Origin of the sequence: Microbacterium sp. NPDC076911, assembly GCF_040687125.1 — a bacterium.
GTDB lineage: Bacteria > Actinomycetota > Actinomycetes > Actinomycetales > Microbacteriaceae > Microbacterium.
The window spans coordinates 398,014-423,072 of the sequence record NZ_JBFBMP010000002.1; the positions used below are offsets into that span (position 1 = coordinate 398,014).

Below are 25,059 nucleotides of genomic sequence, written 5' to 3' on the forward strand. Positions count from 1 at the left end.
TCATCCTCATGTTGCCACCGCGATGACCACTCGCCCTACGGTGGCTCCGGCAGCGAGCGAAGTGAGCGCCGCGGGCGCTTCATCGAACGGCACGACGTGGTCCACCACGGGATGCAGCTCGCCATCATCTGCGAGGCGGGTCAACGCTGCGCGAGCCTCGTCGACGAGATCGGGTCGCACGCTCGGGTACAGGCCCCAGTGCAGCCCGACGACCGAGTAGTTCTTCACCAGCACATGACCGGCTGGCAGTTGCTGGATGGATCCACCCGCGAAACCCACCACAACGATTCGCCCCTCAAAAGCGATGCACTTGGTAGATGCGTCAAAAGCCGCGCCGCCGACAGGATCGAACACGACGTCGGCACCGTGCCGCGCGGTGGCGGCTTTGACTGCCGATGCGATGTCATCCTCGCCGCGCACGATGACGACCTCACAGCCAGCGTCACGTGCGACAGCAGCCTTTTCCTGCGAACCGACCACGCCAATCACGCGAGCGCCCGCAGCGACGCCGAGATGCACCGCGGCGAGCCCTACGCCGCCGGCTGCGGCGTGCACCAGCAGCCATTCCCCTGACTGCAGCGATGCCCGCCGATGCAGTCCGAACCACGCGGTCTGGTATGCGATCGTCACTCCTGACGCCTCAGCATCTGTCAACGAAGCAGGCACCGCCCAGACATCGGAAGCTGGCACGGCCGCATACTCGGCCAGCACACCGATCTTCGAACCCATCACGCGGTCACCGATGGCGAACTGATCAACCTCGGCACCGACCGCCACCACCTCGCCGACGAGCTCGACGCCGGGCACGAACGGCAACTCGGGTTTGACCTGGTATTCGCCCCGACACAACAGCACATCTGGAAAGTTCGCGGCGACCGCGCGCACCCGCAGCAAGACTTCGCTGGGACCCGCCACCGGAATGGCGATCGACTCGAGCGAGAGCGCGTCGACGGGCTCGCCAAGTTGGGTCACGCGCCAAGCACGCATGGTTTCGGGCAATGACATCCACAACTCCTTTGTCGGGGCATCCCGCTTCGCGCTATGTCGCGACGGGACTCAGGCTGGCTAAGAAAAGTTCGGTCAGCTGGCGCGCGACGAGCGACTTGCTCTCTGGGCCGTCGGGCGAATACCACTGCGACAGGTAGTGCACGTCGCTGAAGAAATGGGCGGCGAGCATCGCGAGCGGAATGTCGGTGCGATAGCGCCCCTCTGCCTGACCGCGCTCGATGAGGCCCGCGAACTCGTCGTGATACTCACGTCGCCGCACCGTGACCTCACGTTGTCGCTCCGCCGACAGCATGTGCACGCTGCGAAAGAAGACCGTTGCTTCGGCCATGTGATCAATCGACGACTCGATCACATCGATGCAGATCGCCCCAAGCACCTCATCGACGGAGCCTTCGCGCGCAAGGATCTCGTCGAGGCGAGCCTTCTGCATCGAGAGCAATGAATCGTAGATGCCGAACAGCAGATCATCTTTCGATTCGAAGTAGTGATACATCGCGCCTTTAGTGACACCAGCGGCTTCGACAATCTGCTGAACGCTCGTGTTCGCGTACCCACGCGTGGAAAAGAGGTCGACGGCGGCGCGCTTGACATCGACCGCGACATGAGAATCTTTCATACCCTCATCTTTCACCCGTTTCACGGATCACAAGAACGGACGGATGCCCGCACCACCGTCAATCGGCAGCGTGTGCCCGGTGATCCACGCCGCGTCGTCAGAGAGCAGAAATGCCACGGGACCGGCAACATCGGAGGTCTCTCCCAATCGCGCCAAGGGGTAGGCAGCAGATGCCTCTGCTTCTCGACCCTCATAGAGGGCCCGAGCGAAGTCTGTTTTGATGACCGCGGGGGCCACCGCGTTCACGCGAATCGCAGGAGCAAGCTCAAATGCGAGTTGCATGGTCATGTTGATCACGGCTGCCTTCGAGATTCCATAGAACGCGATGCCGGGGCTTGCACCGAGTCCTGCCACGGAGGCGAGGTTCACAACCGACTTCGAGAGTCCGCCCGCGAGTGCGGCACGCGTCCACTCGAGACCCGCGATGACGTTGACCTCGAGAATTTTGCGGGCAGCGGCAGCATCCACGTCGACAATGGGGCCATAGATCGGGTTGATTCCGGTGTTGTTGACGAGGTGATCGAGCCGCCCGTGTGTTTCGGCGACGTGAGCAAAGACGGCAGCACGGTGTTCGGCGTCGTCGGCTCGTCCGACAATACCGACGGCCGCGTTTCCCAGTTGGTCGACGGCCGCATCGAGCGATTCTTGTTTGCGGCCGGTGATGATCACCGACCCGCCCTCGTCGACAAGGCGTTGTGCGATAGCGAAACCAATGCCGCGGCTTGCGCCGGTGATCACGCTGACGGTGCCTTCAAATCGGCGAAGCGCGGTTGGCTCAAACGTGGGGGGACTCTGCATAGCGATGACGCCTCCTTGCGACATACCGGCTGGTCGGTTTTGACACTTTAGCACGCGACAGCGCTGGATCGACAGCAAATGCGCCCGCCAGCGTACACCGCGACCTGACCGCTGACCACTCTCTCTGCAGATCCGCTGCGCGACCACTACCCTCGCTCTATGGGTCTCTTCCGCAGCACACCAAAGACGGTTCGTCTTGAGTCCACGGCGATCCCGCTGGAACCGGGCGATATTGAGCAGAAGGCCACGCACGCTCCGTGGAGCCTGTGGGCTGACGGGTTCGGCCGCCTCAGCGTTCGCGCGGTGCAGATCATCGTGGTTTTCATCGTGCTCGCCGCGGTTGTCGTTGGCCTGCAACAAGTCACCCTGGTCGCTATCCCGCTCGCGATCTCACTGATTCTTGCGAGTGCTTTCGCCCCGCTGATGGCATTTCTCACTCGGCGCGGAATGCCACGACTGCCGTCGACGATCCTGACCATGCTGAGCATCGTGATCGTTCTCGGTCTGCTCGGCTGGCTGATCGTCTGGGCGGTCCGCGACCAGTGGGACGAGCTCGCCGAACAGGCGCAAGCGGGCTTCCAAGATGTTCTGGCTTGGGTGCAGACTCTCCCGTTCGAATTCCTCACTACCGAGCAGATCGACGAGTGGACGGCGACCGTGCTCGACTTCGTCACCAGCGCCCAATTCGGCTCCGGTGCAATCGCGGGCGTGAGCGCGGTAGCGAGCTTCGCCACCGGCTTCATCTTGATGGTGACCATTCTGTTCTTCTTCTTGAAGGACGGCGGCATCATGTGGGAGTTCATTCTTCGTCCGCTCCGTGGCGCGCACTATCAGCGAGCCCGCCGTATCGGTGACAAGACAGTCACCGTGCTGGGCTCTTACGTGCGCGGCACGGCAACGGTTGCTTTGGCCGACTCGATCGGCATCTTGATCGGGCTGCTCATTCTTCAGGTGCCGCTCGCGCTGCCCTTGGCAGTGTTGGTCTTCTTGCTGGCGTTCATTCCGTTCGTCGGCGCGACGCTGGCCGGAATTCTGGCCGCCCTCGTCGCCTTGGTCTCAAACGGCTGGGTCAATGCCCTCTTCGTGGTCGGCGTCGTCGTGCTGGTCAATCAGCTCGAAGGAAACTTCTTGCAACCCGTGCTGATGGGCCGCACCATGAAGCTGCATGCTTTCGTGATTCTGGTGGCCTTGACGGTCGGCACCGTGGTCGGCGGCATTCTCGGCGCCATTCTCGCGGTGCCCATCACCGCGGCGGCATGGGGCGTCGTGCAGGTGTGGGACGGCCCGCATCTTCCGGCACGCTGGGCGCGCAAGAAAGAACGAATATCCACATAGGTCCGCGAACCGAACCTGTTGCGCATCGGCGCAGAACGACAAGATGGTCTCATGCCATACGACATCCCCGCGCCGATGCTCGCGAAGGCCGTTCCAGCGATCCCTGATCCCGCGAAGACTGCCGGCGGGTTGAGCTTCGAGCCGAAATGGGATGGGTTTCGGGCCCTCATCTCGTGGGATGGCGAGACCGTTGAGATCGCGAGTCGCGGCGCCAAGCCGCTGACCCGCTACTTTCCCGAGCTCGTGGCTGCGCTCGCGCAGATTCTGCCCGAGCCGTGTCTGATAGATGGCGAGATCGTCGTGCCGACTGGTGCCCCTGGCTCACAGAAGCTCGATTGGGAGTCGCTGAGCCAGCGCATCCACCCAGCAGCGTCGCGCATCACCACGCTGAGCGAAGAGACACCCGCGATGTTCATCGCCTTTGATCTTCTCGCGCGCGGCGATCGCAAGCTTCAGAACGAGCCGTTCTCCGTGCGCCGGGCCCAACTCGTTGATCTGCTCACTGCAGTGCCCCACCCGGTGCATGTGACTCGCACCACCGATGACCCTGCTATCGCTTCGCAGTGGCTCGAGCAGTTTGAAGGTGCGGGCCTTGACGGCGTGATCGCAAAACCTCTCGCCCTGCCGTACGCCCCTGGCAAGCGCACCATGCTGAAAATCAAGCACCACCGCACAGCCGACGTCGTGGCGTTCGGCTACCGGGTGCACAAGTCTGGTCGGGGCGTGGGATCACTGTTGGTGGGCCTCTACAACGAAGACGGCACGCTGGCGCAGGTGGGTGGGGTCTCTGCCTTCAGCGACAAGCGTCGGCTCGAACTGATCGATGAGCTTGAGCCATTGGTTGATCGGGATGCTGATGGCAATGCGTCGAAAGGAGCAACCGATCGTTCGCGATTCAGTGGCTCGAAAGATGTCTCTTTCGTGCAGCTACGGCCCGAGCGGGTACTCGAAGTGCGATACGACCAGCTCGAGGGTCGGCGTTTCAGGCACACGGTGCAGTTCGAGCGCTGGCGGCCTGATCGCGAAGCGCAATCGTGCACATACGAGCAGCTAGACCAGGTTGCCGCCTACGACCTGGGCGACGTACTCGACTAAGAGCGGGCTTGGGAACGAGGCGACCAACCGGCGGGCGGAGTGAACTCCACAACGGGTGAGACTGGTTCGCCCGAAAGCTCCTTCATGACAGGCTCAAGCATGTCCCATGACTCGGGATGCCGCGCCGCATACTTCTTGAGTACGGCAGCAGATTCCGCTTCATCGAGCATTCGCACGTGGGCGGGCACTCGTCGCACGCGCCCAGTGCTCAGGTATGCAACCCCGTTGGCCGCCATGTTTCGATACCAGTCCGCACGCTTTCCGAATCCTGAGCCCACCCGCACCACATTGCGCTCACGATCGGTGACCTCGACCACGACGTATCGTGGCAGACCCGACTTGCGGCCCTGATGCTCGATCATGACGAACCGCTCCCCCAGCATCCATCCCAATCTGGCTCGATACAGCAGGATGGGGGCGCGCATCAGCCACCGCGTGCGCAGCATGCGCTCGGCGTACTCGGCAGCGTAGTTGCGTTCAGTCATCAGTTTTCTTTGCTCGGCTAGGTTGCACCCGCGGCGGTTCGCCGGGCATCTTCGGAAACTCTGGCGGAAAGGGCAACTCGCCCAGGCCGTCGTCGAGATCGCGCTGCCACCACTCGAGCAGAGTGTCGATGCGCCCAGGGTTCGCTGGCATCTCGGCCCAAGGGTCGCCGACCTCTGCGAGACGCGCCGGCACCGAGCGCACGGTGAAGCTCACCGGGTCGACGTGGGCAAGCTCGTCCCAGCCAAGGGGCGTCGACACGGTTGCCTCGGCAAGTGCGCGCGGGCTATAGGCGCCTGCCATGGTGCGATCGCGGTTGGCTTGGTTGAAGTCGACGAAGACTCGCTCGCCTCGTTCTTCTTTCCACCAGTTCATGGTGACCTTGTCGGGCATTCGGCGCTCGAGTTCGCGGCCGGCCGCAATCACCGCGTGGCGAACGTCAAGAAACTCATGGGTGGGCTCAATCGGGCAGAAGATATGGATGCCGCGATTGCCGCTCGTCTTGACGAAGGCATCGAGGCCCGCCTCTGTCAGCACTTCGCGCAGCGCAGGAGCCACCGCTGCGGCATCCGAGAAGTCAGTTCCGGGTTGCGGATCAAGATCGATGCGCAACTCCACCGGATTATCGGTGTTGGCAGCTAACGACGCCCATGGGTGAAAGACAATGGTGTTCATCTGCGCAGCCCAGACGACCGCCGCCGTTTCGGTGAGCACTAGCTGCGGGTGCCTTCGCCCGCTGTTGTATTTGACCGTCACCGACTCGATGAAGTCTGGGGCGCCCTTGGGAGGATTCTTCGAGTAGAAACGCTCGCCATCGACACCGCCAGGAAACCGCTCCAACGACACTGGCCGGTTGCCGTTGGCGCTGAGGAATGGTTCGCTGACGGCGATGAGATATTCGGCGAGCTCGTGTTTGGTGATGCCAAGTTCGGGCCACAGCACACGATTCGGGCTCGACAACCCCACTTTGCGGTCGCCGTCGGGCCCGGCGATTGTCAACGTCGTTCGCTCGGAAGCCATGTCTCGACTTTAGGCCTGATGCTCGACCGGGCGTGAGTGATATTCGGTCAGTCCTCGACGGTCAGCAACGGCGCGAGCTCGTCTCGCGTCACGCGGATCCACGGCCCTGCCGGGTCCACAACGATTCCTGAGAGGCCCTGGTCGCCCTGAATTGCTTTCGCCAGCTGAGCTGTCGTGATTTTCGCGGATTTGTCTCCGCGGCCAACAGCGGCAACCTCAAGCGGGTGCGAGTACACCTCGAGGAACCGCGATCCATCTTCAGAGCGCCCCTCGGCGACGCCGGGGCGATCGTCTGCTGTGGTTCCGATCGCAACCCACAACGGTGCCTCGGCGAGCGCTGCTACGACCGCTGCACCCGTCTCGTCGGTGCGCTCAGCCGCCAAGAGGGTCTTGAGCGCAAGCTTGGGGTCCATCTGCGCGATGACCTTCTCAAGCAGCTCACGAGGCAGCGTGACACGCGCCTGGCCCGAGGCGTGGTCGATGATCACACCGGCATAGGTACCCGAGAGCACGTGCCGAATAACGCCCAGCACGGGCTGCCCCATAGCCGAAGTGGCAGTGTCACCGTCGGCTCGAACGCTCTCTTGGAGCGCCGCCCCGCTGCTGTACGCGAGAGCGTAGTTCTTCTCACCGATTGTGGCCATAGCGAGCGGCAACGGCTTGCTTTCAGCAATCAGCGCGCGGGCATCGCCCTTCACTCGCAGATAGAGGTGACCCTGAAGCATCTGCCGCACGACGTTGAGCACTTCGGGGGCCGTGGCCGGCGCGCTGACTTGAGCGAGCGCGGTGCGAACGAGAACATTGTCGCGCAGCCCCGGAATCGATTCGTTGGGCGGCGGCGCCGTTTCGGGCGCTGGCGGACGGGGCGCGGCCTGAGGCGGCGCGGGTGCAGCAGCTTGTTCGGCGGGTGCAGCTGCCTTGGTAGCTCCGAAACCACCAAACGACGACATAGAGATGCCAACGGATGCTGTGGGCTCGGCGGCAGCTGTGCTCGCCTCATCGACCGAGCCATCTGCTTCAGCAGTTACGGCCGCTGCGCCTTGTTCGGGCGCATCGACTGCCGCGTTTGCTGCTGGTTCTTCGACTGAACTGCCAGCGGCTTCACCGTCAGCCACGTCGGGCTCAGCATCGGTCTGGTCAGCGGAGTCCTTTGGACGGCGCGAGAAGAGTGCCATAGTTCGAGCCTACGCGCCTGACAAAGAGTTCGCACCGCGCTTGCAATCCTTGCGTCGCCGTGTGACTCGCGTTCCGGCAGCCGCGAACTACAGCTTCTCGATGGGCGCGATCTTGATCAGCAGCTTCTTAGGGCCAGCCTTTTCGAATCGCACATGCGCAACGCGTTTGGCGCCTTCGCCTGTGACGGCGTCGACGCGGCCCTCACCGAAATCATCGTGGCGAATCCGGTCGCCTGAGCCGAGCACCATGTCGCCGTTGTCTCGCACCTTCGCGGGAATGCGGTTGGCGAACTTCTCAATGCCCGGGCTCGGGGCGCGTTTCGGCAGCGGCACGAGGTCGTCGCCGTAGCGGCCGCCACCGCCACCTGAACCGCCGAAGCCGCCACCGGGGCGACGGGCATTGAGCGCGCGAGACTGCGTTCCGCCCCGCGAATTGACGTCTCCGGGCGACTGGCGCCAGTGCAGCAGTTCTGCGGGAATCTCTTGCAAAAAGCGGCTGGGCATCGCGACGGTTACTTCGCCGAACTGTGCCCTGGTCATCGCGAGCGACAAGTACAGGCGCTTGCGTGCCCGCGTGATGCCGACGTAGAAGAGGCGACGTTCTTCTTGCGGTCCGCCGGGCTCACCCGCCGAGATGCGGTGCGGAATGAGGTCTTCTTCGACGCCCGTGACGAACACAGCGTCGTATTCCAGCCCCTTGGCTGTGTGCAACGTCATGAGTGACACCGTGCCCGACGCATCTTCGAGGTCGTCGGTGTCGGCGACGAGCGCAACCTCAGAGAGGAAGTCGATCACGGTGCCCTCGGGGTTGTTTCGCGCGAACTCTCGCGCGACGGCGACGAGCTCGTCAAGGTTCTCGACGCGCGCCTCATCTTGCGCATCTTTCGTGGCCCGCAGGGCATCGGTATAGCCCGTCTTTGCGAGCAGAAGTTGCAAGCCGGCTGCCACTGCCGTCGGCGGGGCAAGCTCTCCCGAGGCGGGAAGCATAAGGGCGGTGGCTTCGACCAGCACATCGTCGAGGTGAGCAATAGCCTTCTGAATCTTTGGTCCGACTCCGAGTGCGGTGGAGTTTGCGAGTGCATCGCGGAAGGTCATCTGGTGCTCGGCGGCGAACCTCGCGATTGTCTCGACTGTCACGTCGCCGATGCCGCGCCGCGGCCGGTTGATGATTCGTCGCATCGCCATTTCATCGGCGGGGTTCGCTACGGCAACCAAATATGCCATCGCGTCTTTGATCTCGGCGCGGTCGTAGAACTTCGTGCCACCCATGATCTTGTAGGGCAATGCCGAACGAATAAAGATCTCTTCAATCGCGCGCGACTGCGAATTCGTGCGATAGAAGACGGCGATCTCGGAGTAATCCACGCCCGCGCGGTGGATGCGGTCAATTTCGTCGGCGATGAACTGTGCTTCGTCGTGCTGCGAATAGCCGGTGAAGCCAATGATCTTTTCGCCTTCGCCGACGTCGGTCCACAGCTTCTTGTCTTTGCGGTCGAAGTTGTGACCGATGACGGCATTGGCTGCCGAGAGGATGTTCTGGGTCGAGCGATAGTTCTGCTCGAGGAGCACGACCTTGGCGCCCGGGTAGTCACGCTCGAACTCGCTGATGTTGCGAATATCCGCACCGCGGAAAGCATAGATCGACTGGTCAGAGTCGCCGACGACGGTCAGCGATGCGCCTACCGCATCGCTGCTCGCCGCCGGCTCCGGTTCAAAGATCATCATGCCGCTGGAGTGCTCAGCGGGCGCGGCGTCGGAGCCGACCGGACGCGTCAGCTCGTGAATTAGGGCGTATTGGGCGTGGTTCGTGTCTTGATACTCGTCGACCAGAATGTGCCGAAAGCGGCGGCGGTAGACATCGGCCACGTGCGGAAACGCCCGAAACAGATAGACAACCTGACCGATGAGATCGTCGAAGTCAAAGGCATTCGCCTTCTGCAATTCGCGTTGGTACGCCGCAAAGACCTCGATGAAGATGCGCTCGGCGGGGTCGCTCATATTCGCCTGTCGCGCGTAGGAATCAGCATCCGCCAATTCATTCTTGAGCTTCGAAATGCGCGACTGTGTGGCCGCAGGAGTCAATCCGTATGCGTCAGCTTCGTGCTCTTTCACCAGTCGTTTGAGCAGTGCCCGCGAATCGCCGGAGTCGTAGATCGTGAACGCCTTCGTGAACCCGAACTGCTCGGCCTCTCGGCGCAGAATGCGCACGCAAGCAGAGTGGAAGGTCGAAATCCACATTCCGCGAGCCGAATCGCCCACCAGCTGTTCCACCCGCTCGCGCATTTCGCCCGCGGCTTTGTTGGTGAAGGTGATCGCCAGAATCTGGCTCGGCCAGGCTTCTCGACTGTAAAGAAGGGATGCCACACGGCGCGTGAGCACACTCGTCTTTCCTGAGCCGGCACCGGCGACAATCAGCAGAGCGGGCCCGCGATAGGTGACCGCTTCGCGCTGGGGGGCGTTCAGGCCCGCAAGCAAATCGTCGCCCGGGCGACCGCCGCTGGCATTCGTTGAGGGGTCAACAACGACAGGAACAGATGCCGCGCGAGAGGCGGCCGCAGAGGCGTCGGTCATAGCCCGACAAGTCTAGGCGTCTGCTCTGACAGTGCCCACGCCGCGGTAGCTCTTGCGAGGCTCCCCAGTCATGCTGAACGCTCAGGATTTTCCTGAGAGAATCATCCCGTGCGCACACTCCTCAATGTCATTTGGCTCGTTCTGTCGGGCTTTTGGATGTTTCTCGGCTACATGCTCGCGGGCGTTGTGCTCTGCATCCTGATCCTGACGATCCCGTGGGGCATCGCATCTTTCCGCATCGGTGTCTACGCGCTCTGGCCCTTCGGCCAGACCGTGGTGTCGAAGCCGACAGCGGGCGTCGGCTCATTCCTCGGCAACGTGGTGTGGATCATCCTCGCGGGCTGGTGGCTTGCTCTCGGACATATCGGCACCGGTATTGCCATGTGCATCACGATCATCGGCATTCCGCTGGGCATCGCCAGCTTCAAGATGGTGCCGGTATCGCTCGCGCCGCTCGGCAAAGAGATCGTGCCGAGCGATTCGATACGCGCTCAGTATTAGACGCTCGGCCGCTTTCCGGTGAAGATCACTCCCCGGTAGTTTTCGTCACTCCAGCGCACGAGCTGTTCAAGCTCAGCGCTACGCATCGGCATGTCATGGGTATCGACCCAGGTTTCGCCCGCGGCCACGGTCACCCACGGATCTTGCAGAAGAACGATGCCGTTGGATGCTGCGTGAGCGGTGATCCAATGCGGTCCCGTCTCGCCGTGCATTGGTGCTTCATCGATGAGCAAGAGTGCGAGCTCGCCCGCTTCCACCCGGCGGAGGATCTCTTCGATGCTCACACGGTCGCGGCGAAGTGGCACGCCCAACGCCGCTGCCTGACGCCATGACTCTGCCTGCAGCTCCGCACGGAAGTCGTAGTCGAACCCCGACACGTCTTCAAGCAGCACTGGGCCGTCGTGGTCGAGGGCAACCTCGATCGGTACGTCACCGAGGTGCTCGCGCAGCGCTACCGCCAATCCGACGGGCTCGCACGCGGGGTAGTTGCTTGCGCGTCGCCAGAACTCGATTTCGCGTTCGCGATCGCCGGCATCGCCCGAAAGCGCTCCATGTCCGAACGCATCAGCGGCGATCAGAGCCGCAACCGCGCCGCACGTGAACAGCGTCGTCTGCGCGTAATACCCCGGCTCAGTGTGTTCAACGTGACGCAACCAGAGCACAAGTCCGCGCACGAACTCAGTCCCCACGGCCGCCCATGGCTGCCGCATGGGGGTGAACATGGTCGCGAATGACGGCTCGGCAACACCTTCAGGCAGCTCCCACTTCACGGCCACGTCGTCTCGCCAACGCGCAAGGTCTACCACTGCGTCCAGCAACGCTTCACCGGCAACGGCATCGACGTACCAAAGATCCACAATCTTGGTGGCCGCCGTTGCGGGCCGTGCGGTCGTCAGCACTGCCGCGGTGAGCGCACCGTCACGATCTCGAATAACGCCGAGCTCTGGGCGATACAGCGAACGGTCAATGCGCCAGCGGTCTGCGCGGGTGCCTGAGATGAGCTCGGCAACCTCGGCGAGCGCCACCTCGTCGGCTGGAACAAGCAGTGTGTCAAACATGTGATTCGTTTCCATGGTGGGTGGTGTTCTCCCGGTGCGCCGCAGCCACCAGCAGTGCGGTGTATTCGTGACGGGGAGCACTCAATACCTGCGCGCAGGTGCCCGTCTCGACGACCCGACCGTTCCAGAGCACGGTCACGGTGTCGGCGAGCATTCTCACCACGGCAAGATCGTGTGAGATGAACAGCACTGCAATGCCAAGCTCATCTCTCAGTCGCAAAATGAGGGCGAGAATCTGCGCTTGCACCGACACATCTAGAGCAGAGACTGACTCGTCGCAGATGAGCAGACGCGGCTGTGGTGCGAGCGCCCGAGCGATCGCGACGCGCTGACGTTGCCCACCCGAAAGCTCGGCCGGGCGTTTGCGCGAAAACTCCGCAGGAAGCCCCACGGTTTCGAGCAGCACATCGACCTCGCTCGACGAGCGTCCGGCAACGTGAAGCGCCTCACGCAGAATCGCCCCGATCGACATCATCGGGTTGAGCGACGAATACGGGTCTTGGAACACGATCTGCATCTGATCGGGCGTGCGTGAAGCACGGCCAGGCGCGAGCTCCGCGCCGGCGAACGTGACAATACCGCCATCCTCGCGTTCGAGGCCCGCGATACAGCGCGCAAGCGTCGACTTTCCTGACCCCGACTCGCCCACTACCCCAGCGATTTCTCCGGGCGAGATACCCAGCGACACATCATCGAGCACGGTGCGGTCGCCGAAGTGTTTGGTGATGCCGATCGCGCTCACGATCGGCACCGACTGCGCGCTGCGCAGTGTTTCCGCTGCCGATGCCGTCGGGGCGACTGAACGCACGGCAAGCACCGGATCCGCTTCGATGAGCGCCCGCGTGTAGGCGTGTTGCGGATCGGCAAGCACTGACGATGTGGCGCCGCGCTCGACCACTTCGCCGTGGCGCATCACCAGCACATCATCGGTGCGGCCGCGCACGAGACCCAGATCATGAGAGATGAGAATCACGCAGAGGTTGCGCTCACGCTGAATCGCGCGCAACAGATCGAGAATCTCGGCCTGATTGGATGCGTCAAGGGCTGTGGTTGGTTCATCAGCGATCAACAGCAATGGGTTGGCGGCGAGCGCGGCGGCAATTGCCACACGTTGCCGCATCCCTCCTGAGAGCTGATGAGGATACGCGCGAGCGACCTCGGCAGGCAGCTTGACCTCGGCGAGGCGCGCCGCGACTGCTGCGTCCTTCTCGAGGCGTGTGAGCTTCCGTGCCTCGGCGGCTTCAATCGTCCATGCGATCTGTGCGCCACAGCGGTGTACCGGCGAGAGGCTCGTGAACGGGTCTTGAAGCAACAACGCGACAGTGCGGCCGCGCACCTTGCGCCACGCGGAGGCAGCCGCATCCAACGCGGTCGTCGAATCGCCAATCGTTGCCGTACCCGACGCGTGAAACCCACGAGGGAGCAACCCGACCAAGGATTTGGCAGTGAGCGTCTTACCCGAACCGGATTCGCCGATGATCGCGAGGGTTCGTCCGGGTTCGATGACCAGATCGATCGGAGCCACCATGTGAGTGTCTTGCCTCAACACGCTGAGGCCTTCGATTGTCACGCCGCTCATGCAGGATCTCCAACTTGTGCGAGACGTTGCCCTGCCCAGTCACCCACAAGGTTGACCGCAGAAGCGACGAGGATGATCAGCAGCGCTGGCACGAGCACCGCGGCGGGGTTGTCAAACATGATCGCGCGGTTGTCAGTGAGCTGACGCCCCCAGTCGGCGGTGCCCGGAGTTACTCCTACACCCAAGAACGACAGCGACGAGAACGCAACCAGGGCAAACGCGACGTTGAGCATCACGTTGGTGAGCACCAGGGTTGACACGTTCGGCAGAATGTGGCGAAACATCACGCGCCATCGAGACAGCGACAGCATGCGCGCCGCCTCGATATACGGGCGCGCGGTCTGCTCAAGCACCCCAGCGCGCACGATACGAATATCGGAAGGGGAAAACAGCAGAATCAGCAAGACCACCGTGATCCAGTAGCCGCCGCCGAGCACGCCCGACACCACAATCGCTGCGAGCAATACCGGCAGCGCAAGAAGCAGGTCGGTCCACCTGCTCACCACGAAGTCGAGCCAGCCCCGCTCGTAGCCGGCCAGTGTGCCCAACAGCACGCCGAGGATCATCGAACCGATCGCGACACATACCGGCCCGACGAGCGCCGACGCGGCGCCAGCGACAGTCATCGCCAGAATGTCGCGCCCGAGTTCATCGGTACCGAGCGGATAGCCGGGACTTCCCGCTGGCAGCAGGCCCGACAAAATGTCTTGCTTCATGGCATCGGGGTAGAGCAGGTTGCCAAAGAGCGCGGCGAGCACCGCGAGAACGAGAATGGTGACAGACAGCACAACCATCACCGGCAGCGCGCGGCGGCGCCTCTCGTTGGGCGTCTGCATCAGCTGAATCGCGGCGGTCACGCGGGGCCTCCTGCCTGACGAATGCGGGGGTCCAACAGCATGTAGGCGAGGTCGGCGAGCAGCGCGATCACGGCGATGATGACGGCGACGAGCAAGGTGAGCGACTGTACAACAGCGATGTCTTTGAATAGCACCGACCCTTGAAGCAAAGTGCCCAGGCCAGGCAGCGCGTAAGTAGTTTCAGCGAGCACCGTGCCTCCGACGAGAAAAGTCAACACAAGAGAAGCCCCCGTGACGATGGGGATGGCTGCGTTTCGCAGCGCGATGCGCTGCACACTCGCAGGAGACAGCCCACGCGCGCGAGCCGAAGTCACGTAATCAGTCTCAAGTTCGCGGATCATTGCGGTGCGCGTGAGCTTGAGCACGATTGCGCCCAGGCCAAGGGCGAGAGTTACCGCCGGCAGCACCAGGTGCCACAGCGTGTCAAAGCCGCCGGATCCCGCTCCGTAGACCGGAAAGATCGGCAAGTAGTAGGCGAAGACGTAGAGGAGGAGCAGTCCGACAGCGAAGGTGGGAGCGCTCAGACCAACGATCGCCAAACCGTTAGCGGAGCGGTCTGCGAGACCGCCAGCGCGGACCGCGCTTTTCACGCCGAGCGGCACTGCGATCACGATCGCTATGGCGAACGCGAGCAGACAGAGGGTAAGCGTCAATGGAATGCGTTGTGCGATCGCATCGGCCACCGGTACCTGCAAGCGAATCGACTCACCCAGATCACCCGTGACGAAACCACCTAGCCAATGCAGGTACTGCGCGTAAAGCGGGTCGTCAAGACGGTACTGCTCGCGAACTGCCGCGACCGCCTCCGGCGAACTCGGCCGATTGCCGAGCAGGTTCTTCACGATGTCGCCGGGCGCCAGATACATCAGCGAGAAGATCAGCATCGACAGCACGAGAAGCACGGCAATGGTGCCGAGCACGCGCACCAGCAGCATCCGGCCCAGAGACCGATTGCGCGATGCGCGTGCTCGAGCGGGGGAAATTGTCATCAGCCAGCGCGGTACAACTGCGTGGGCCACGACGAGATGAACGCGAACGAGCTGTAGTCGTTCATTCCGAGATCATTCGCGAATGCGGTAGCGGATTGCCCCCACCACAGCGGAATGTTGATGGCGTCCTCAGCCTGCAGCGACTCCGCCTGAACGAGCAGGTCGATGCGCGCTGCCGGGTCAGACTCCGCACCGGCCTGGGCGAGCAGATCGACGATCTCGGGGTTGTCGTAGGCCGCAGGATTGTATTCGCCCATCAGGTAGCTCGGAATTTCTGCAGGATCACCCAGAGTCGAGAAGTACCACATGAAGTTCACGCCGTAATCGCTCGATACATCGAGGCTCGCAAGCCATTCTTCGATGGGAACTTCGCGAACGTTGACCGTGATCCCTACCTCCGCCAGGTTCTGCGCGAGCGCCTGCGCTGCGGTGCCGAGCTGCGGACCAGTGTTCGGACTGAGCAGGTCAACTTCGAATCCTTCGGGAACTGTGGAATCGGCAAGCGCAGCCTTGGCTGCTTCGAGGTCGAAGTCCCACTGCGGAATCTCATTCAGCACGTCGCGTGCTTCGTCTGCGCCGTAGACCTTGCCCAAAGACTCAGGGGTCATGATGGCTGTTGCTGCCTCTCCGTGGCCGCGCAGCAGCTTGTCAACGTAAGCCTCGCGATCGACAGCGTGAGCAAAAGCCTCCCGCACCTTCGGGTCGTCGAACGGAGCGACGGTCGTGTTGAAGTACAAGCCGACGTATGACAGATCGTTGACATAGTCAACGCGCATCGTGTCGAGGGTTTCCCACTGCTGCGATTGTGCGAGCGGAACATTGAACGCGACGTCGACATCGCCTGCCTGAGCGGCAAGAAGTCGAGTCGACTCGTCGGGAACGAAGTTGATCACGATCTCTTTCACCGCAGGCAGCTCGCCCCACCAGGTGTCGACGCGCTCGAACGTCACGTGAGAGTCGGGTGAAAACTCAGTGACCTCGTACGGACCAGTGCCGAGCAGCAGCGCGTCGGGGGTGCCGACGTTTCCATCGTTGGCCTCCCAGAATGCCTTCGATGTGATGAAGGCCGCACCACCGGTGCTCATGTTGGCAGCAAAAGCTGCGTCGGGAGCGGTGAGGGTGACGGTCACTTCGGCATCGCCGGTCTGCTCCACCGTGTCGACATTGCCGAGGTAGTACGCCAGACCCGGCGAGCTCGTCTCGTCTCGTGCTTGCTCAAGGCTGAACACCACATCTTCGGCGGTCACCGGTGTGCCGTCCTGGAAGACCGCGTCATCACGCAGTTCATACACGTAGGTCACATCGTCTGTTTGTTCCCACGACTCCGCGAGTCCAGGCTGAATGGCGCCCTGGGCGTCAACCGAGACGAGTCCTTCCTGGGTGATTGCGGCGATGTAGTAGTTGAGAATGCCGGACTCTTGGCCAACGTAGAGGTTTGACAACGATCCAGGCATGGCCACGGTGATGCTGTCAATTTCAGCACCGGTGTCGACATCGGTCGTAGCGGTGGATTCTGTCGGGGTGCTGGCGCAAGCGGCGAGCAAGAGTGCACTCGCAGTCGCGACAGCGCCCGCTTTCGCGAGACGACTCGCGGATGGGAACGGCATGATGGTGTTCTCCTCAGAGGTGGGGGCGATGGGTGGAGCAGGAAAAGCCGCGTAAAATCTCGCGCGGTGACTGGCGTTGCGTCGACGGAAGCTGATGGCCGAGTCGAAATCAACGACGGGATTGCGTGTGGCAAGAAGGCGGAGTGCTGCGGCGACAGCCGGAATCGCTGCTGCCTCGACCAGAGTGACCGCAGAGGTACGGCAAACAAATGACGGTGCGAGACGGTGCACGACAAGCCCCGCCGGTAGAGCGAGCGATGCGAGGGTCGTTTCGGTCACGAACGCTGTGGCAAGCCCGTTTGCTACGAGCGCTGCGGCAGCAGCCGGTTGCGTCACTATCGAGTCGGCACCGAGTTCTGCGCGTTCGATCATCGCCGCAATGATGTCGCTCGAAGTTCCCGAGCCGCGCACCCACGGTTCACCGACCAGCTCGGCGGGATCGATGCGCCCGTCACTGTCGCGCGTCAGCTGAGAATCTAGCGCCGAAGGAACCAGCGCGATGAGCTCTTCGGCGAAGAGAAAGTGTGAGCGCATGCCCCGGGGCCGCGGTGCCGCACGGCGAATTCCACTGGCTCGAAATGATGTCGTGAGCGCAATGTCAGCGCGTCCCGTGCGGATGAGCTCCAGCGCCTCGGTATCGCTGTCGACCTCAAGCACCGAAGGCTCGACGCCCGCGACCGCGTCGGCGAGCTGACGCATAGTGGGCGCAACGATCGCTGATACTGAGTCCGGCGACGCGGCGAAGCGCACCATTCCTGCGCGGTGGCCAAGCGCTCGCGCCAGCTCCGTCGCTGCCGCGGTGAGGCTCGCATCGATACGAGGTGCGTGCTGTGCAAGGAGAGTGCCGACCGGGGTGAGGCGGGCGGATCGGGCGCTTCGCGCGACGAGGCTGGTGCCGAGCTTGGCTTCGAGTCGTTGCACGTGTTGCGTGATGGTCGGTTGCGAGTAGCCCAATGCACGCGCCGCCGCGCTGATTGAGCCATGTTGGTCGATGGCCGCAAGGATGCGCAACGAGTGCACATCGAGTACGCGGGTGAGAGCGTCGATCTCTTCGTATACCGAACCATCCATAGGCCCATGCTATGTAAGTTCATGTTTCGATGGTGTAACGGTATATAACGAACAAGAGCATGCCAATCGGAACGCGACAAGGAGGGCAGCCCGAGCGGAGAACTGGCGCGGGTATACGGCATCTAGCCGCGTCAGCTCGACAACGAGCAGTCCGGCGCCGAATCCCGCTGTCTACCAGGCCGAGTCGCTGAGATTCTCAGCGAAGGTCGTGAGGCCAAAGGCTTTACCCTCGGCCTCGCGCAGTTCAGCGTCCTCGCTACATTGCGCCTGTCGCGCCTTCACGGCGATGAATCGAGAGCACCAGGCCGATGGCGAACAATCCCGCGCCGATTCCAGCGACCCACCATGCCGAGTCGAGAGGAATCTCAAGGAACGTCGTGATGCCAAGAATGCGAGAGAGCGCCCACGGCAACAGCCCCAGTTCGTCGTTCCATACGGTCAGCGCTGTCTCGATGCCGACGAAGGCAATGATCGAGGCGGGAATCATCAGTCCCGCGCCGAGGGCCGCCACGACCGCTCCGATGGCACGACGTGCACCGATCTGAGCGACCAGCGCCCAGCCACCAGCGACGAATACCCAGCCGAACAGAGCGAAGGCGATGCAGATGTAGACCGTGCGCAGCGTGGGATCGGTCCAGAACGCGAACCAGTACCCACCGGGACCGCTGAAAGACAGCGCGAACAGCGTGAGAGCACAGCGGAACACAATCGCACCGCCGACCGCTGCCATTACTGGCCACGGCGAACGTCTGCCGACGAGAATGCGCACGACGAGTGCGAAAACCAGCCAGGCGCCGAGCACTATCGCGGGGTGAGTCCACGACAAGAACGAAGTCTGCACCAGACGCGTGGCCACGAGCAGCGCAGCCGGAACACCGATCATCAGCCACCGGTCAAGCGGCAACATGCCAAGGGTCGACTCGCGAGCTCGCCAAGGCCTGGTCGAAGCCAGCCACGACGCGCGCGCCGCTGCCGCCCCCGGGCGCCGAACGAGTCGCGTTCCCGCGGCAAGAATGCCGATGAAGATCCAGAGCAAGGTGAGAACGAGGAGGATGCGCGCTACCCAGGCCATTGCCGGGTCACGCTCCCCACGATCGACTCCGAGTTGCGCGGGCGTCACGTTGTATGACGGATAGTCGATGTTGCCCTCATATAGGGCGAGGTGCTGATCGGCGAGCGCGGTGAATTGAGCACGATCGCTCACCCACGCGTCGTATGCTTCCGGCGACAGGGTGTCGTGCCACTGGGCCTGGTGCAGGAACATAGCCCGATACGCCGCGAGCATCTGCAGCGTGTTGCTCTCGTAATCGAGGGTGTCAACAAGGTCTGAGTGCATCGCCGGGTCGTGCCAAGAGGCGGGATCTGTCGCCGCCACGATCTCGCGCATGTTCTCCACGGCGATGACTGCTTGGTCGCCGAGCATGATCGCTCCGTCGACGCCAGTTTCACTGTCGCGCACGATGGAGTACATGACGTCGAGCACTGCGGTATCGCCGGTGAGAATGTCCCACTCGAAGATCCACATCATGGGTGGTGGCTCGAGGCCAATGGCGAAGCCCCGCTGATCGGCAAAAGGCTCGATGTAGAGCCCCTGCTCGATGGCATCTCGAGAATAGGTCATCGCTTCGCTAATCGCCGTGATGGTCGCGGGATCATGGCTGAAGTACTCATATGCCCAGTCCGCGGTGACGTCGGCGACATCAGCGCTCGGGTCACGGGCGATCGCTGCGCCGAGCAGAGTGTTCAGCTCGTACAGCTCCCAGAAGCCGGCCTTTCCATGGAGCGTCATCGGGCCTGCGCGAAGCGGGCCGCCACCCTGCGCCCAGACCCAGACGCCTTCGATCTTCGGGTTCGCTTCGAGCAGCTGCTGCATCGCCCACTGAAACTGCGGCCCGAGATCATTCGGGAATGCGCCGTAGTTCTCAAACTCGCGGCGGCTCTGAAACTCAACAATGCGGCGCTGCTCGCCCTGCTCAAGCGTGTCGTTGAGCGGTAGCCAGCTGTAGAAGTCGCCGAGCACGTACTTTGTCGACACGATCAGCGCCGGGGAGTCGAGGCCGCCGAGAAGCTTCTCGTACGAGTCGATATCAGTGTGCATATCGCCGACCTCGCCGATGCCGACAGACCAGGTGCGAAAGATCACTTCTTTGCCGCGCGTCTCTGCCTGGTCGGTGAATGCGGTGAGCATCGTGCGCGCTTCGTCCACGTTCGTGACGCCGAGCTCGGAGTAGTAGTCCCAGCCCTCGGCGTCATAGATCGCGCCGGCCTCACCGATACGTATGAGCACTCCTTCGAGGGCGGGTACCGCGTGGTACATCTCGTCGAGCGCAGCGGTGTAGACATCCCACATGGCGGGGTTCTCAGCGTCAGTGCCGCCGTAGTGCTCATCGAAGTATTCGGCCAGCTCAGGGGTGAGCGAGAGCATGTCGGTCGAGAGGAACAGCTTCACACCGAGCTCTTCGGCACGTTCCCAGAACGGGGTGAAAGCTTCGCGCAGCGCGAGCGCACGCTCTACGTGCGGATCGTTGTCGGGATACACCGGGCCGTAGGGGGCAGACTGCATGGTGACGTACTCGATGAAGCGGCCCCACGTCATGCCGTTATACCCGAGTGCTACGACGTGCTGCAGGTGCGCATCCCATTCGGCGTAATACTCGTCGAGCAGGTCTTGGTCGACATATGGCGCTTCAGGTATAAGTGCGTCTTGGTACGAACCACCCACGTGAGAGTAGTTGGTGCCTGCTTCCCACTCTTCGGGATTGGCTTCGATACCGACCGCACCAGAGTCAACCATGCGCAGCGGAAGCCGCCAGGTCATCTCCTCGCCGAGGTTGGCCGTGATCGACTTTCCCGTGCGCACAGCGGCGGCCATGTCATAGAGGCCGCGCGCTGCACCAGCCGAGCTCGCCGCGTCAATCGTCAAAGCTGCATCGGAGCCGGTGAGCGTGTAGGAGTCGTCATCGAGGTCACCGTCGGAAGGCACGTCGAATGAGACGGATGCTGACCCCTCCGTCTCGACGGCCGCTGTCGCATCCATCAGATAGGCTACGGCGGCATCAACACGCGATGAATCCGGTGCATCGACGAGGGTCAGCTCTGGCGGGGCGACAGGCTCAGCCACAGCCGCCACAACTGGAGCTGCCGGTTGCATCTGCACAGATGGCTCGGTGCGAATTCCGAGCTCATCAGCGACAACGCTGCTGACTCCGAGGCCGAGCACGAGCAGAATGATGACTGCGACCGCGGCGAAGGTGCCGCGTATTGTCGCCGTTGTCATGGATGAAGCATAACGGTCGGCGTCGGGCCGACCTGGCCACCATTCGAGGGGTCGCGCGACGTCACAGATCGTCGCAATCCGAAATCCCGCGTCATTCATCCCCCACGGCACCGCGTTCCGTCGTAGCGTGGAGTAATCGCGGCGATCCGGGTGGTCCCGGGCTCCGGTTCATACCCGGAAGCGGTGCGGGTTCGACTCCCGCCGTCGCGTCCAACTAATTTCCCAAAAATGCCCTGGTCAGAGCATATATTCCGAGTTGTTCATTACTCGTAAATGCGCGTTTTGCCCACATTTTGCCCACACTTTCGTAGCACTCGACCTTGGTCTCGTCCACATTGGACAGCACCATTGGAGCGCTCGTAGGGTGAATTTGGCCGCTTGCTCACGGGATTGGTGTCGCAAGCTCGCACTACGCTCACGGCATGACGCCATCTGATGCCATCCAGCTGAGCGCAGTGCTCGCAGCCGTGGCGGCTGCAATTGTTGCCCTCGTGATCTCCGCTCTCGATCGTCGAAACGCCCGAGACATCGCCGACGCAGATAGAGCGAGTGCACTGCGACATGCTCACCTGATGTTTGAGCTGCAGACCCTCACTCGCCTCTCTGAGAACTTCAACCGCGGCGGTTCGGCTGACTCGCAAGAGTCAAAACGCATGGGTGCGGAGGCACTCACCCTTATCGGTGCACTAAGCCCTGAACGACTACCAAATCTGTGGGCAGAACGGGTTGGCGACGACGCCAAGTTGCGAGCGCACTTCGACGACCCAGATTTCCCTGAGTATAAGAAGTGGGCGCTAGAGGCGCAGCTGGGACTGTCCGAAGTGCTGCGGGACATTCGCGCAGAGCAACGACGCAGGTGAGATGCGTTCCTCCTCAGCGAGCGATCGCGGCCGCGCGCGCATCGTTCAACGATGCCGACACCGTGTCGAGATCGTCGTCGAAGAGATCCGCGTAGACGTCCAGGGTCATGGCGGCAGACGCGTGCCCCAGCATCCGCTGCACGGCCTTGACGTTCGCGCCAGAACTGATCGCGAGGGAAGCGGCGGTGTGCCGAAGGTCGTGCACGGTCATTCGCTCGAGCTCTGCAGCATCCAAAGCAGTCATGAACCACGAACGCGAAGCGCCTGACGATCGCGGACGACCGAGGTAGTCGATCCCATCACCAAGCAGAAGACCGTCGCGCGCCTTTCCTTCACACAGCCGCGCGATGGGCAGAGCGAGGAACTCTGGATAAGGCACCGATCGCCGTTCGTGCGTCTTAGGCGATCCCACGTGAATGTCAGCACCAACGCGTACTGCGTTCTCATTAACGGCGAGGCGTCGACGGAGGGCGTCCACGTCGCGCACGCGCAACGCGGTCAGTTCACCCCACCTCAATCCGGTGTAAGCCGCGATGTAGACGAGAGTCGAGTACTCGCCAGAGGCAGCCGCGAGGCGTTCGATCTCGACATGACTGAGGTATTGATGCGCCTTGCGTTGCTTGCGCGGAAGGTTGTCGACGCCGCGAGCGGGATTGTGAGGAATGCGGCGATCCTTGACTGCGATGTCGAGCACCGAGGCGAGTACACCGTATGCACGAATCACGACGGTCGCACTCTTCGGGCGCGCACCTTGCCCGCGGGTGCGCGCATGCTCGCGCCGATTAGTTTTCGCAGTGCCGGCCGACAGCTGCGCAACCCATGTGCGCACATCGCTGTGGGTGATCGCCGATACGGCCGTAGTCCCCCACCGGGGCATGACATAGACGCGCCAGGCATCTTCGAGGGCGCGGTAGCTCGATGGCTTCAGTCGTGATCGCTTGGCTTCGAGCCACCCGACGCCGAGTTCGGCGATCGTTGTGCGGGCTCGCGCCGGCTCGATGTACTCGCCCGTCGCTTTGGACACTTCGACCGTAGCGAGAAACAGATCAGCATCGCGCTTCGTTTTGAACCCACGCTTGTCGGTCTGTCGGTGATCAGGCGTGCGGTATCGAACGCGGTAGCGCTTACCGCGCGCAGTCTCGTATGCGTCAATCGTTCCCATGAGTTGCCTCGCTAGCTGTACCCTCGCCTGCTTTCAGGCTCGTGAATACTTCGCTGAGGTGCGCATTCCAGAGAGGCTTAATCGCCTGAGCGACTCGACGCGCCGCCTTGCCGTGGTCGATGTCTGTCATGAAGCCGGCGGTGCGGGCACGCTGAACCCAGTTCGTCGCCGTGCGTTGCTTTAAGCCGATTGATTCCGCAACAGCCAGCGCCGGGTTCTCCCCCGAGATCTCGGCAATTCTGTACACCAGGGCGGTCAGAAGCACTGCGTCATCGCCGGAGAGGTCGAACTCGGCAAAACTGCGGAGGCCCCCGCGCGCACCAAGAGTGCGCAACTGAGCGATCTCGCGCAACCACGACGGGAGCGCAGCAAAGATCGCGTCGCGTGCGATCGCGTGCACCCGAACGGTGCGCAGCAACGCACCTGATACTTCGAAAGGCAGGTCGCCGCGGTCGATTCCGAACGCGGCGACCTCGAAGAGACCTTTGCTCTCGGAGTACTCAAGGCGCAACGTGGCTCGCGCTGGGCGCTCGTCTCCGACCGGGCTGAGGTCGCTGATGCTGAGGTCAGTCCATCCGTCCACGACTGGGCGCAGGGCGATTCCCGGTGGCACGGTGATGGTAGCTCCGGATGAGTTGAACGACGCTGTCTGCATGTGCACATCATGCCATATGTTGCGCGCTATTGACATGGGTACGCAATCGCTCTAGTGTTTGCGTATCGGTGACATGGCGACGCAGGAGGTGGAAATGGATGCTGATGATGAGTGGCTCACACTCCCCCAGGCCGCATCGCTGATGCGCATGACACGAGCGGCGATCGCACAGCTGCGGTATCGCGGTGGCGGTCCGACGTTCTATCGATTGTCCGCGAAGACGATTCTTTACAAGCGGTCCGAGATCGTTTCGTGGATGGAGAGCCGCGCATGCTCGCGAACGGACGACGTATTTGTTTCTCGCTAGAGCGTCATCGTGCGCTCCGCTACGCCCGAGGCTGTGGAGCTCGGCGCTCTATGGCCGTGTTCTGTGATCGCTCCGTGTCGCCCCGCCGCCGTGGCGTGTGTGATCAGGGCGTGATTTCTGCTGCGCGGCGATAGAACGCGGAACGGGAGGCGGTCTGCTTCTTGCCGGTCCGTTGACTGCTGACGCGGTGATACTCGCGCCTACCAATCAGCTTCCCGATACCTGCTGCCTTGGTGTCCCATAACTAATGGTGAGTACTCGAATCCAAGCCCTAACTTATGACGCATAGTTGCGGGACTGACGATCATGTGGAACGTCGCTGGAAGCGCCGCGGTTGCTCAGTCGATTCTGGAACGTCCCGAAAATGTAGGGTTTTGAGACACTTGAACTGCAATCTGACTACTCGTAGCAAGATGGGTGGATGCAAGTCGATATCTCTACGGATGTGATCTTCATTGGTGGGCGCTCTGGCGTCGGCAAGTCGTCGGTCGCCGCTGAGGCCTCGCACATATTGGCACGTGCCGACATCCGTCACGCCGTCATCGAAGGCGACAACCTTGATCAGGCATATCCAGAACCGTGGCGCAACGGAATCGACCTTGCAGAGCAAAACCTTGCGGCCATGTGGAGGAACTACCGGTCGGCCGGGTACTCCCGACTGATCTACACCAACACCGTCAGCGTGTTGCAGATCCCTACGCTGGTCGCTGCTCTTGGTCCAGACGTCCGCTCATTCGGCGCGCTGTTGACCGCGACCGACACTACCGCGGCCCAGCGTCTTGCTCAACGCGAGATCGGGTCAGCGCTGGAAGAGCACATCGAACGCAGCAACCTCGCCGCTGCGAGACTAGACGCCGCGAACACCGCGCACACGATAATCACCGATAACCGTTCCACCGCCGACATCGCCCGCGAGATGCTCTCGGCAGCTGGTTGGCTGGTCAGCTCAGCGGGGACCGATCGCCCGAGCATTTAGCAACACGCCTTAAACCGGCGATGTGCCTCGTAACCCGTGGAATGCGAGGCAGTGTTGGT

General features: G+C 62.4%; 21 protein-coding genes and 1 tRNA gene. 7 read left to right on the forward strand and 15 right to left on the reverse strand.

Annotated elements, in window-relative coordinates:
- Positions 1-6 precede the first annotated feature (6 nt).
- The 3 genes from AB0O81_RS04280 to AB0O81_RS04290 are packed head-to-tail and all read right to left on the reverse strand — an operon-like array spanning position 7 to position 2,422.
- Positions 7-1,005, reverse strand: a complete 999-nt coding sequence (locus tag AB0O81_RS04280; RefSeq protein WP_363581571.1) for an NADPH:quinone oxidoreductase family protein — start codon at positions 1,003-1,005, stop codon at positions 7-9.
- 34 nt (positions 1,006-1,039) lie between these two features.
- Entirely contained in the window at positions 1,040-1,624 is a 585-nt protein-coding gene (locus AB0O81_RS04285; protein ID WP_363581573.1) for a TetR/AcrR family transcriptional regulator, read from the reverse strand.
- Between the two features lie 27 nt (positions 1,625-1,651).
- The gene (locus tag AB0O81_RS04290; protein WP_363581575.1) at positions 1,652-2,422 is read right to left on the reverse strand and encodes an SDR family oxidoreductase; all 771 of its coding nucleotides are present in this window, start codon (positions 2,420-2,422) and stop codon (positions 1,652-1,654) included.
- Positions 2,423-2,581: 159 nt separating this feature from the next.
- Between AB0O81_RS04290 and AB0O81_RS04295 the strand changes: the two genes are divergently transcribed.
- Both AB0O81_RS04295 and AB0O81_RS04300 read left to right on the forward strand, forming a co-directional pair.
- Positions 2,582-3,757, forward strand: a complete 1,176-nt coding sequence (locus AB0O81_RS04295; protein ID WP_363581577.1) for an AI-2E family transporter — start codon at positions 2,582-2,584, stop codon at positions 3,755-3,757.
- A 51-nt stretch (positions 3,758-3,808) separates the two neighbouring features.
- Positions 3,809-4,852: an ATP-dependent DNA ligase gene (locus tag AB0O81_RS04300; RefSeq protein WP_363581579.1), complete on the forward strand. Its 1,044-nt coding sequence runs from the start codon at positions 3,809-3,811 to the stop codon at positions 4,850-4,852.
- Here AB0O81_RS04300 and AB0O81_RS04305 read toward each other — a convergent pair.
- The 4 genes from AB0O81_RS04305 to AB0O81_RS04320 form a co-directional block, all read right to left on the reverse strand.
- Positions 4,849-5,337, reverse strand: coding sequence for a nitroreductase family deazaflavin-dependent oxidoreductase (locus AB0O81_RS04305; protein WP_363581581.1), 489 nt, complete (start codon positions 5,335-5,337; stop codon positions 4,849-4,851). The genes AB0O81_RS04300 and AB0O81_RS04305 overlap by 4 nt on opposite strands.
- Complete coding sequence (gene ligD, locus AB0O81_RS04310; protein WP_363581583.1) at positions 5,330-6,355, reverse strand: non-homologous end-joining DNA ligase; 1,026 nt, start codon at positions 6,353-6,355, stop codon at positions 5,330-5,332. Before ligD ends, AB0O81_RS04305 begins: the two co-directional genes overlap by 8 nt.
- Positions 6,356-6,402: 47 nt before the next feature.
- Positions 6,403-7,530 (reverse strand): SseB family protein, encoded by a 1,128-nt coding sequence (locus tag AB0O81_RS04315; RefSeq protein ID WP_363581585.1) that lies wholly within the window; start codon positions 7,528-7,530, stop codon positions 6,403-6,405.
- A gap of 87 nt (positions 7,531-7,617) precedes the next feature.
- Positions 7,618-10,101, reverse strand: coding sequence for a UvrD-helicase domain-containing protein (locus AB0O81_RS04320; protein WP_363581587.1), 2,484 nt, complete (start codon positions 10,099-10,101; stop codon positions 7,618-7,620).
- A gap of 108 nt (positions 10,102-10,209) precedes the next feature.
- On the opposite strand from AB0O81_RS04320, the gene AB0O81_RS04325 reads away from it, so the two are divergent.
- Complete coding sequence (locus AB0O81_RS04325; RefSeq protein WP_363581589.1) at positions 10,210-10,602, forward strand: YccF domain-containing protein; 393 nt, start codon at positions 10,210-10,212, stop codon at positions 10,600-10,602.
- Here AB0O81_RS04325 and AB0O81_RS04330 read toward each other — a convergent pair.
- The 6 genes from AB0O81_RS04330 to AB0O81_RS04355 all read right to left on the reverse strand — a co-directional run bounded on the left by AB0O81_RS04330 (position 10,599) and on the right by AB0O81_RS04355 (position 21,040).
- A complete protein-coding gene (locus AB0O81_RS04330) occupies positions 10,599-11,660 on the reverse strand; it encodes a peptidase C39 family protein (protein ID WP_363581591.1) in 1,062 nt (353 codons plus the stop codon). The genes AB0O81_RS04325 and AB0O81_RS04330 overlap by 4 nt on opposite strands.
- Positions 11,653-13,239, reverse strand: coding sequence for an ABC transporter ATP-binding protein (locus tag AB0O81_RS04335; RefSeq protein WP_363581593.1), 1,587 nt, complete (start codon positions 13,237-13,239; stop codon positions 11,653-11,655). The genes AB0O81_RS04330 and AB0O81_RS04335 overlap by 8 nt, the downstream gene beginning before the upstream one ends.
- Positions 13,236-14,096 carry an ABC transporter permease gene (locus tag AB0O81_RS04340; RefSeq protein WP_363581595.1) on the reverse strand — a complete coding sequence of 287 codons (861 nt, stop codon included), beginning with the start codon at positions 14,094-14,096 and terminating at the stop codon, positions 13,236-13,238. The genes AB0O81_RS04335 and AB0O81_RS04340 overlap by 4 nt, the downstream gene beginning before the upstream one ends.
- Positions 14,093-15,085, reverse strand: a complete 993-nt coding sequence (locus AB0O81_RS04345; RefSeq protein ID WP_363581597.1) for an ABC transporter permease — start codon at positions 15,083-15,085, stop codon at positions 14,093-14,095. Before AB0O81_RS04345 ends, AB0O81_RS04340 begins: the two co-directional genes overlap by 4 nt.
- Positions 15,085-17,763 (reverse strand): ABC transporter substrate-binding protein, encoded by a 2,679-nt coding sequence (locus AB0O81_RS04350; RefSeq protein ID WP_363581599.1) that lies wholly within the window; start codon positions 17,761-17,763, stop codon positions 15,085-15,087. The genes AB0O81_RS04345 and AB0O81_RS04350 overlap by 1 nt, the downstream gene beginning before the upstream one ends.
- Positions 17,764-18,019: 256 nt before the next feature.
- Positions 18,020-21,040, reverse strand: a complete 3,021-nt coding sequence (locus AB0O81_RS04355) for a hypothetical protein (RefSeq protein ID WP_363581601.1) — start codon at positions 21,038-21,040, stop codon at positions 18,020-18,022.
- 137 nt (positions 21,041-21,177) lie between these two features.
- On the opposite strand from AB0O81_RS04355, the gene AB0O81_RS04360 reads away from it, so the two are divergent.
- Positions 21,178-21,253, forward strand: a tRNA-Met gene (locus AB0O81_RS04360).
- Positions 21,254-21,462: 209 nt separating this feature from the next.
- Entirely contained in the window at positions 21,463-21,900 is a 438-nt protein-coding gene (locus AB0O81_RS04365; RefSeq protein ID WP_363581603.1) for a hypothetical protein, read from the forward strand.
- A 13-nt stretch (positions 21,901-21,913) separates the two neighbouring features.
- On the opposite strand, the gene AB0O81_RS04370 is transcribed toward AB0O81_RS04365, so the two are convergent.
- Together AB0O81_RS04370 and AB0O81_RS04375 are read right to left on the reverse strand one after the other, a co-directional pair.
- Complete coding sequence (locus AB0O81_RS04370; protein WP_363581605.1) at positions 21,914-23,062, reverse strand: tyrosine-type recombinase/integrase; 1,149 nt, start codon at positions 23,060-23,062, stop codon at positions 21,914-21,916.
- Positions 23,049-23,717, reverse strand: coding sequence for a hypothetical protein (locus tag AB0O81_RS04375; RefSeq protein ID WP_363581607.1), 669 nt, complete (start codon positions 23,715-23,717; stop codon positions 23,049-23,051). Before AB0O81_RS04375 ends, AB0O81_RS04370 begins: the two co-directional genes overlap by 14 nt.
- Positions 23,718-23,811: 94 nt before the next feature.
- Here AB0O81_RS04375 and AB0O81_RS04380 point away from each other — a divergent pair, with 94 nt between their 5' ends.
- Together AB0O81_RS04380 and AB0O81_RS04385 are read left to right on the forward strand one after the other, a co-directional pair.
- Complete coding sequence (locus tag AB0O81_RS04380; RefSeq protein ID WP_363581609.1) at positions 23,812-24,024, forward strand: helix-turn-helix domain-containing protein; 213 nt, start codon at positions 23,812-23,814, stop codon at positions 24,022-24,024.
- 421 nt (positions 24,025-24,445) lie between these two features.
- Positions 24,446-25,000 (forward strand): adenylyl-sulfate kinase, encoded by a 555-nt coding sequence (locus tag AB0O81_RS04385; RefSeq protein WP_363581611.1) that lies wholly within the window; start codon positions 24,446-24,448, stop codon positions 24,998-25,000.
- The last annotated feature ends 59 nt before the right edge of the window (positions 25,001-25,059 follow it).

Excerpts from the sequence above, each read along its gene's own strand:
- AB0O81_RS04280 (WP_363581571.1), bottom strand. The coding sequence starts at position 1,005 with ATGTCATTGCCCGAAACCATGCGTGCTTGGCGCGTGACCCAACTTGGC.
- AB0O81_RS04285 (WP_363581573.1), bottom strand. The coding sequence starts at position 1,624 with ATGAAAGATTCTCATGTCGCGGTCGATGTCAAGCGCGCCGCCGTCGAC.
- AB0O81_RS04290 (WP_363581575.1), bottom strand. The coding sequence starts at position 2,422 with ATGCAGAGTCCCCCCACGTTTGAGCCAACCGCGCTTCGCCGATTTGAA.
- AB0O81_RS04295 (WP_363581577.1), top strand. The coding sequence starts at position 2,582 with ATGGGTCTCTTCCGCAGCACACCAAAGACGGTTCGTCTTGAGTCCACG.
- AB0O81_RS04300 (WP_363581579.1), top strand. The coding sequence starts at position 3,809 with ATGCCATACGACATCCCCGCGCCGATGCTCGCGAAGGCCGTTCCAGCG.
- AB0O81_RS04305 (WP_363581581.1), bottom strand. The coding sequence starts at position 5,337 with ATGACTGAACGCAACTACGCTGCCGAGTACGCCGAGCGCATGCTGCGC.
- ligD (WP_363581583.1), bottom strand. The coding sequence starts at position 6,355 with ATGGCTTCCGAGCGAACGACGTTGACAATCGCCGGGCCCGACGGCGAC.
- AB0O81_RS04315 (WP_363581585.1), bottom strand. The coding sequence starts at position 7,530 with ATGGCACTCTTCTCGCGCCGTCCAAAGGACTCCGCTGACCAGACCGAT.
- AB0O81_RS04320 (WP_363581587.1), bottom strand. The coding sequence starts at position 10,101 with ATGACCGACGCCTCTGCGGCCGCCTCTCGCGCGGCATCTGTTCCTGTC.
- AB0O81_RS04330 (WP_363581591.1), bottom strand. The coding sequence starts at position 11,660 with ATGTTTGACACACTGCTTGTTCCAGCCGACGAGGTGGCGCTCGCCGAG.
- AB0O81_RS04335 (WP_363581593.1), bottom strand. The coding sequence starts at position 13,239 with ATGAGCGGCGTGACAATCGAAGGCCTCAGCGTGTTGAGGCAAGACACT.
- AB0O81_RS04345 (WP_363581597.1), bottom strand. The coding sequence starts at position 15,085 with ATGACAATTTCCCCCGCTCGAGCACGCGCATCGCGCAATCGGTCTCTG.
- AB0O81_RS04350 (WP_363581599.1), bottom strand. The coding sequence starts at position 17,763 with ATGGATGGTTCGGTATACGAAGAGATCGACGCTCTCACCCGCGTACTC.
- AB0O81_RS04355 (WP_363581601.1), bottom strand. The coding sequence starts at position 21,040 with ATGACAACGGCGACAATACGCGGCACCTTCGCCGCGGTCGCAGTCATC.
- AB0O81_RS04365 (WP_363581603.1), top strand. The coding sequence starts at position 21,463 with ATGACGCCATCTGATGCCATCCAGCTGAGCGCAGTGCTCGCAGCCGTG.
- AB0O81_RS04370 (WP_363581605.1), bottom strand. The coding sequence starts at position 23,062 with ATGGGAACGATTGACGCATACGAGACTGCGCGCGGTAAGCGCTACCGC.
- AB0O81_RS04375 (WP_363581607.1), bottom strand. The coding sequence starts at position 23,717 with ATGCAGACAGCGTCGTTCAACTCATCCGGAGCTACCATCACCGTGCCA.
- AB0O81_RS04380 (WP_363581609.1), top strand. The coding sequence starts at position 23,812 with ATGGATGCTGATGATGAGTGGCTCACACTCCCCCAGGCCGCATCGCTG.
- AB0O81_RS04385 (WP_363581611.1), top strand. The coding sequence starts at position 24,446 with ATGCAAGTCGATATCTCTACGGATGTGATCTTCATTGGTGGGCGCTCT.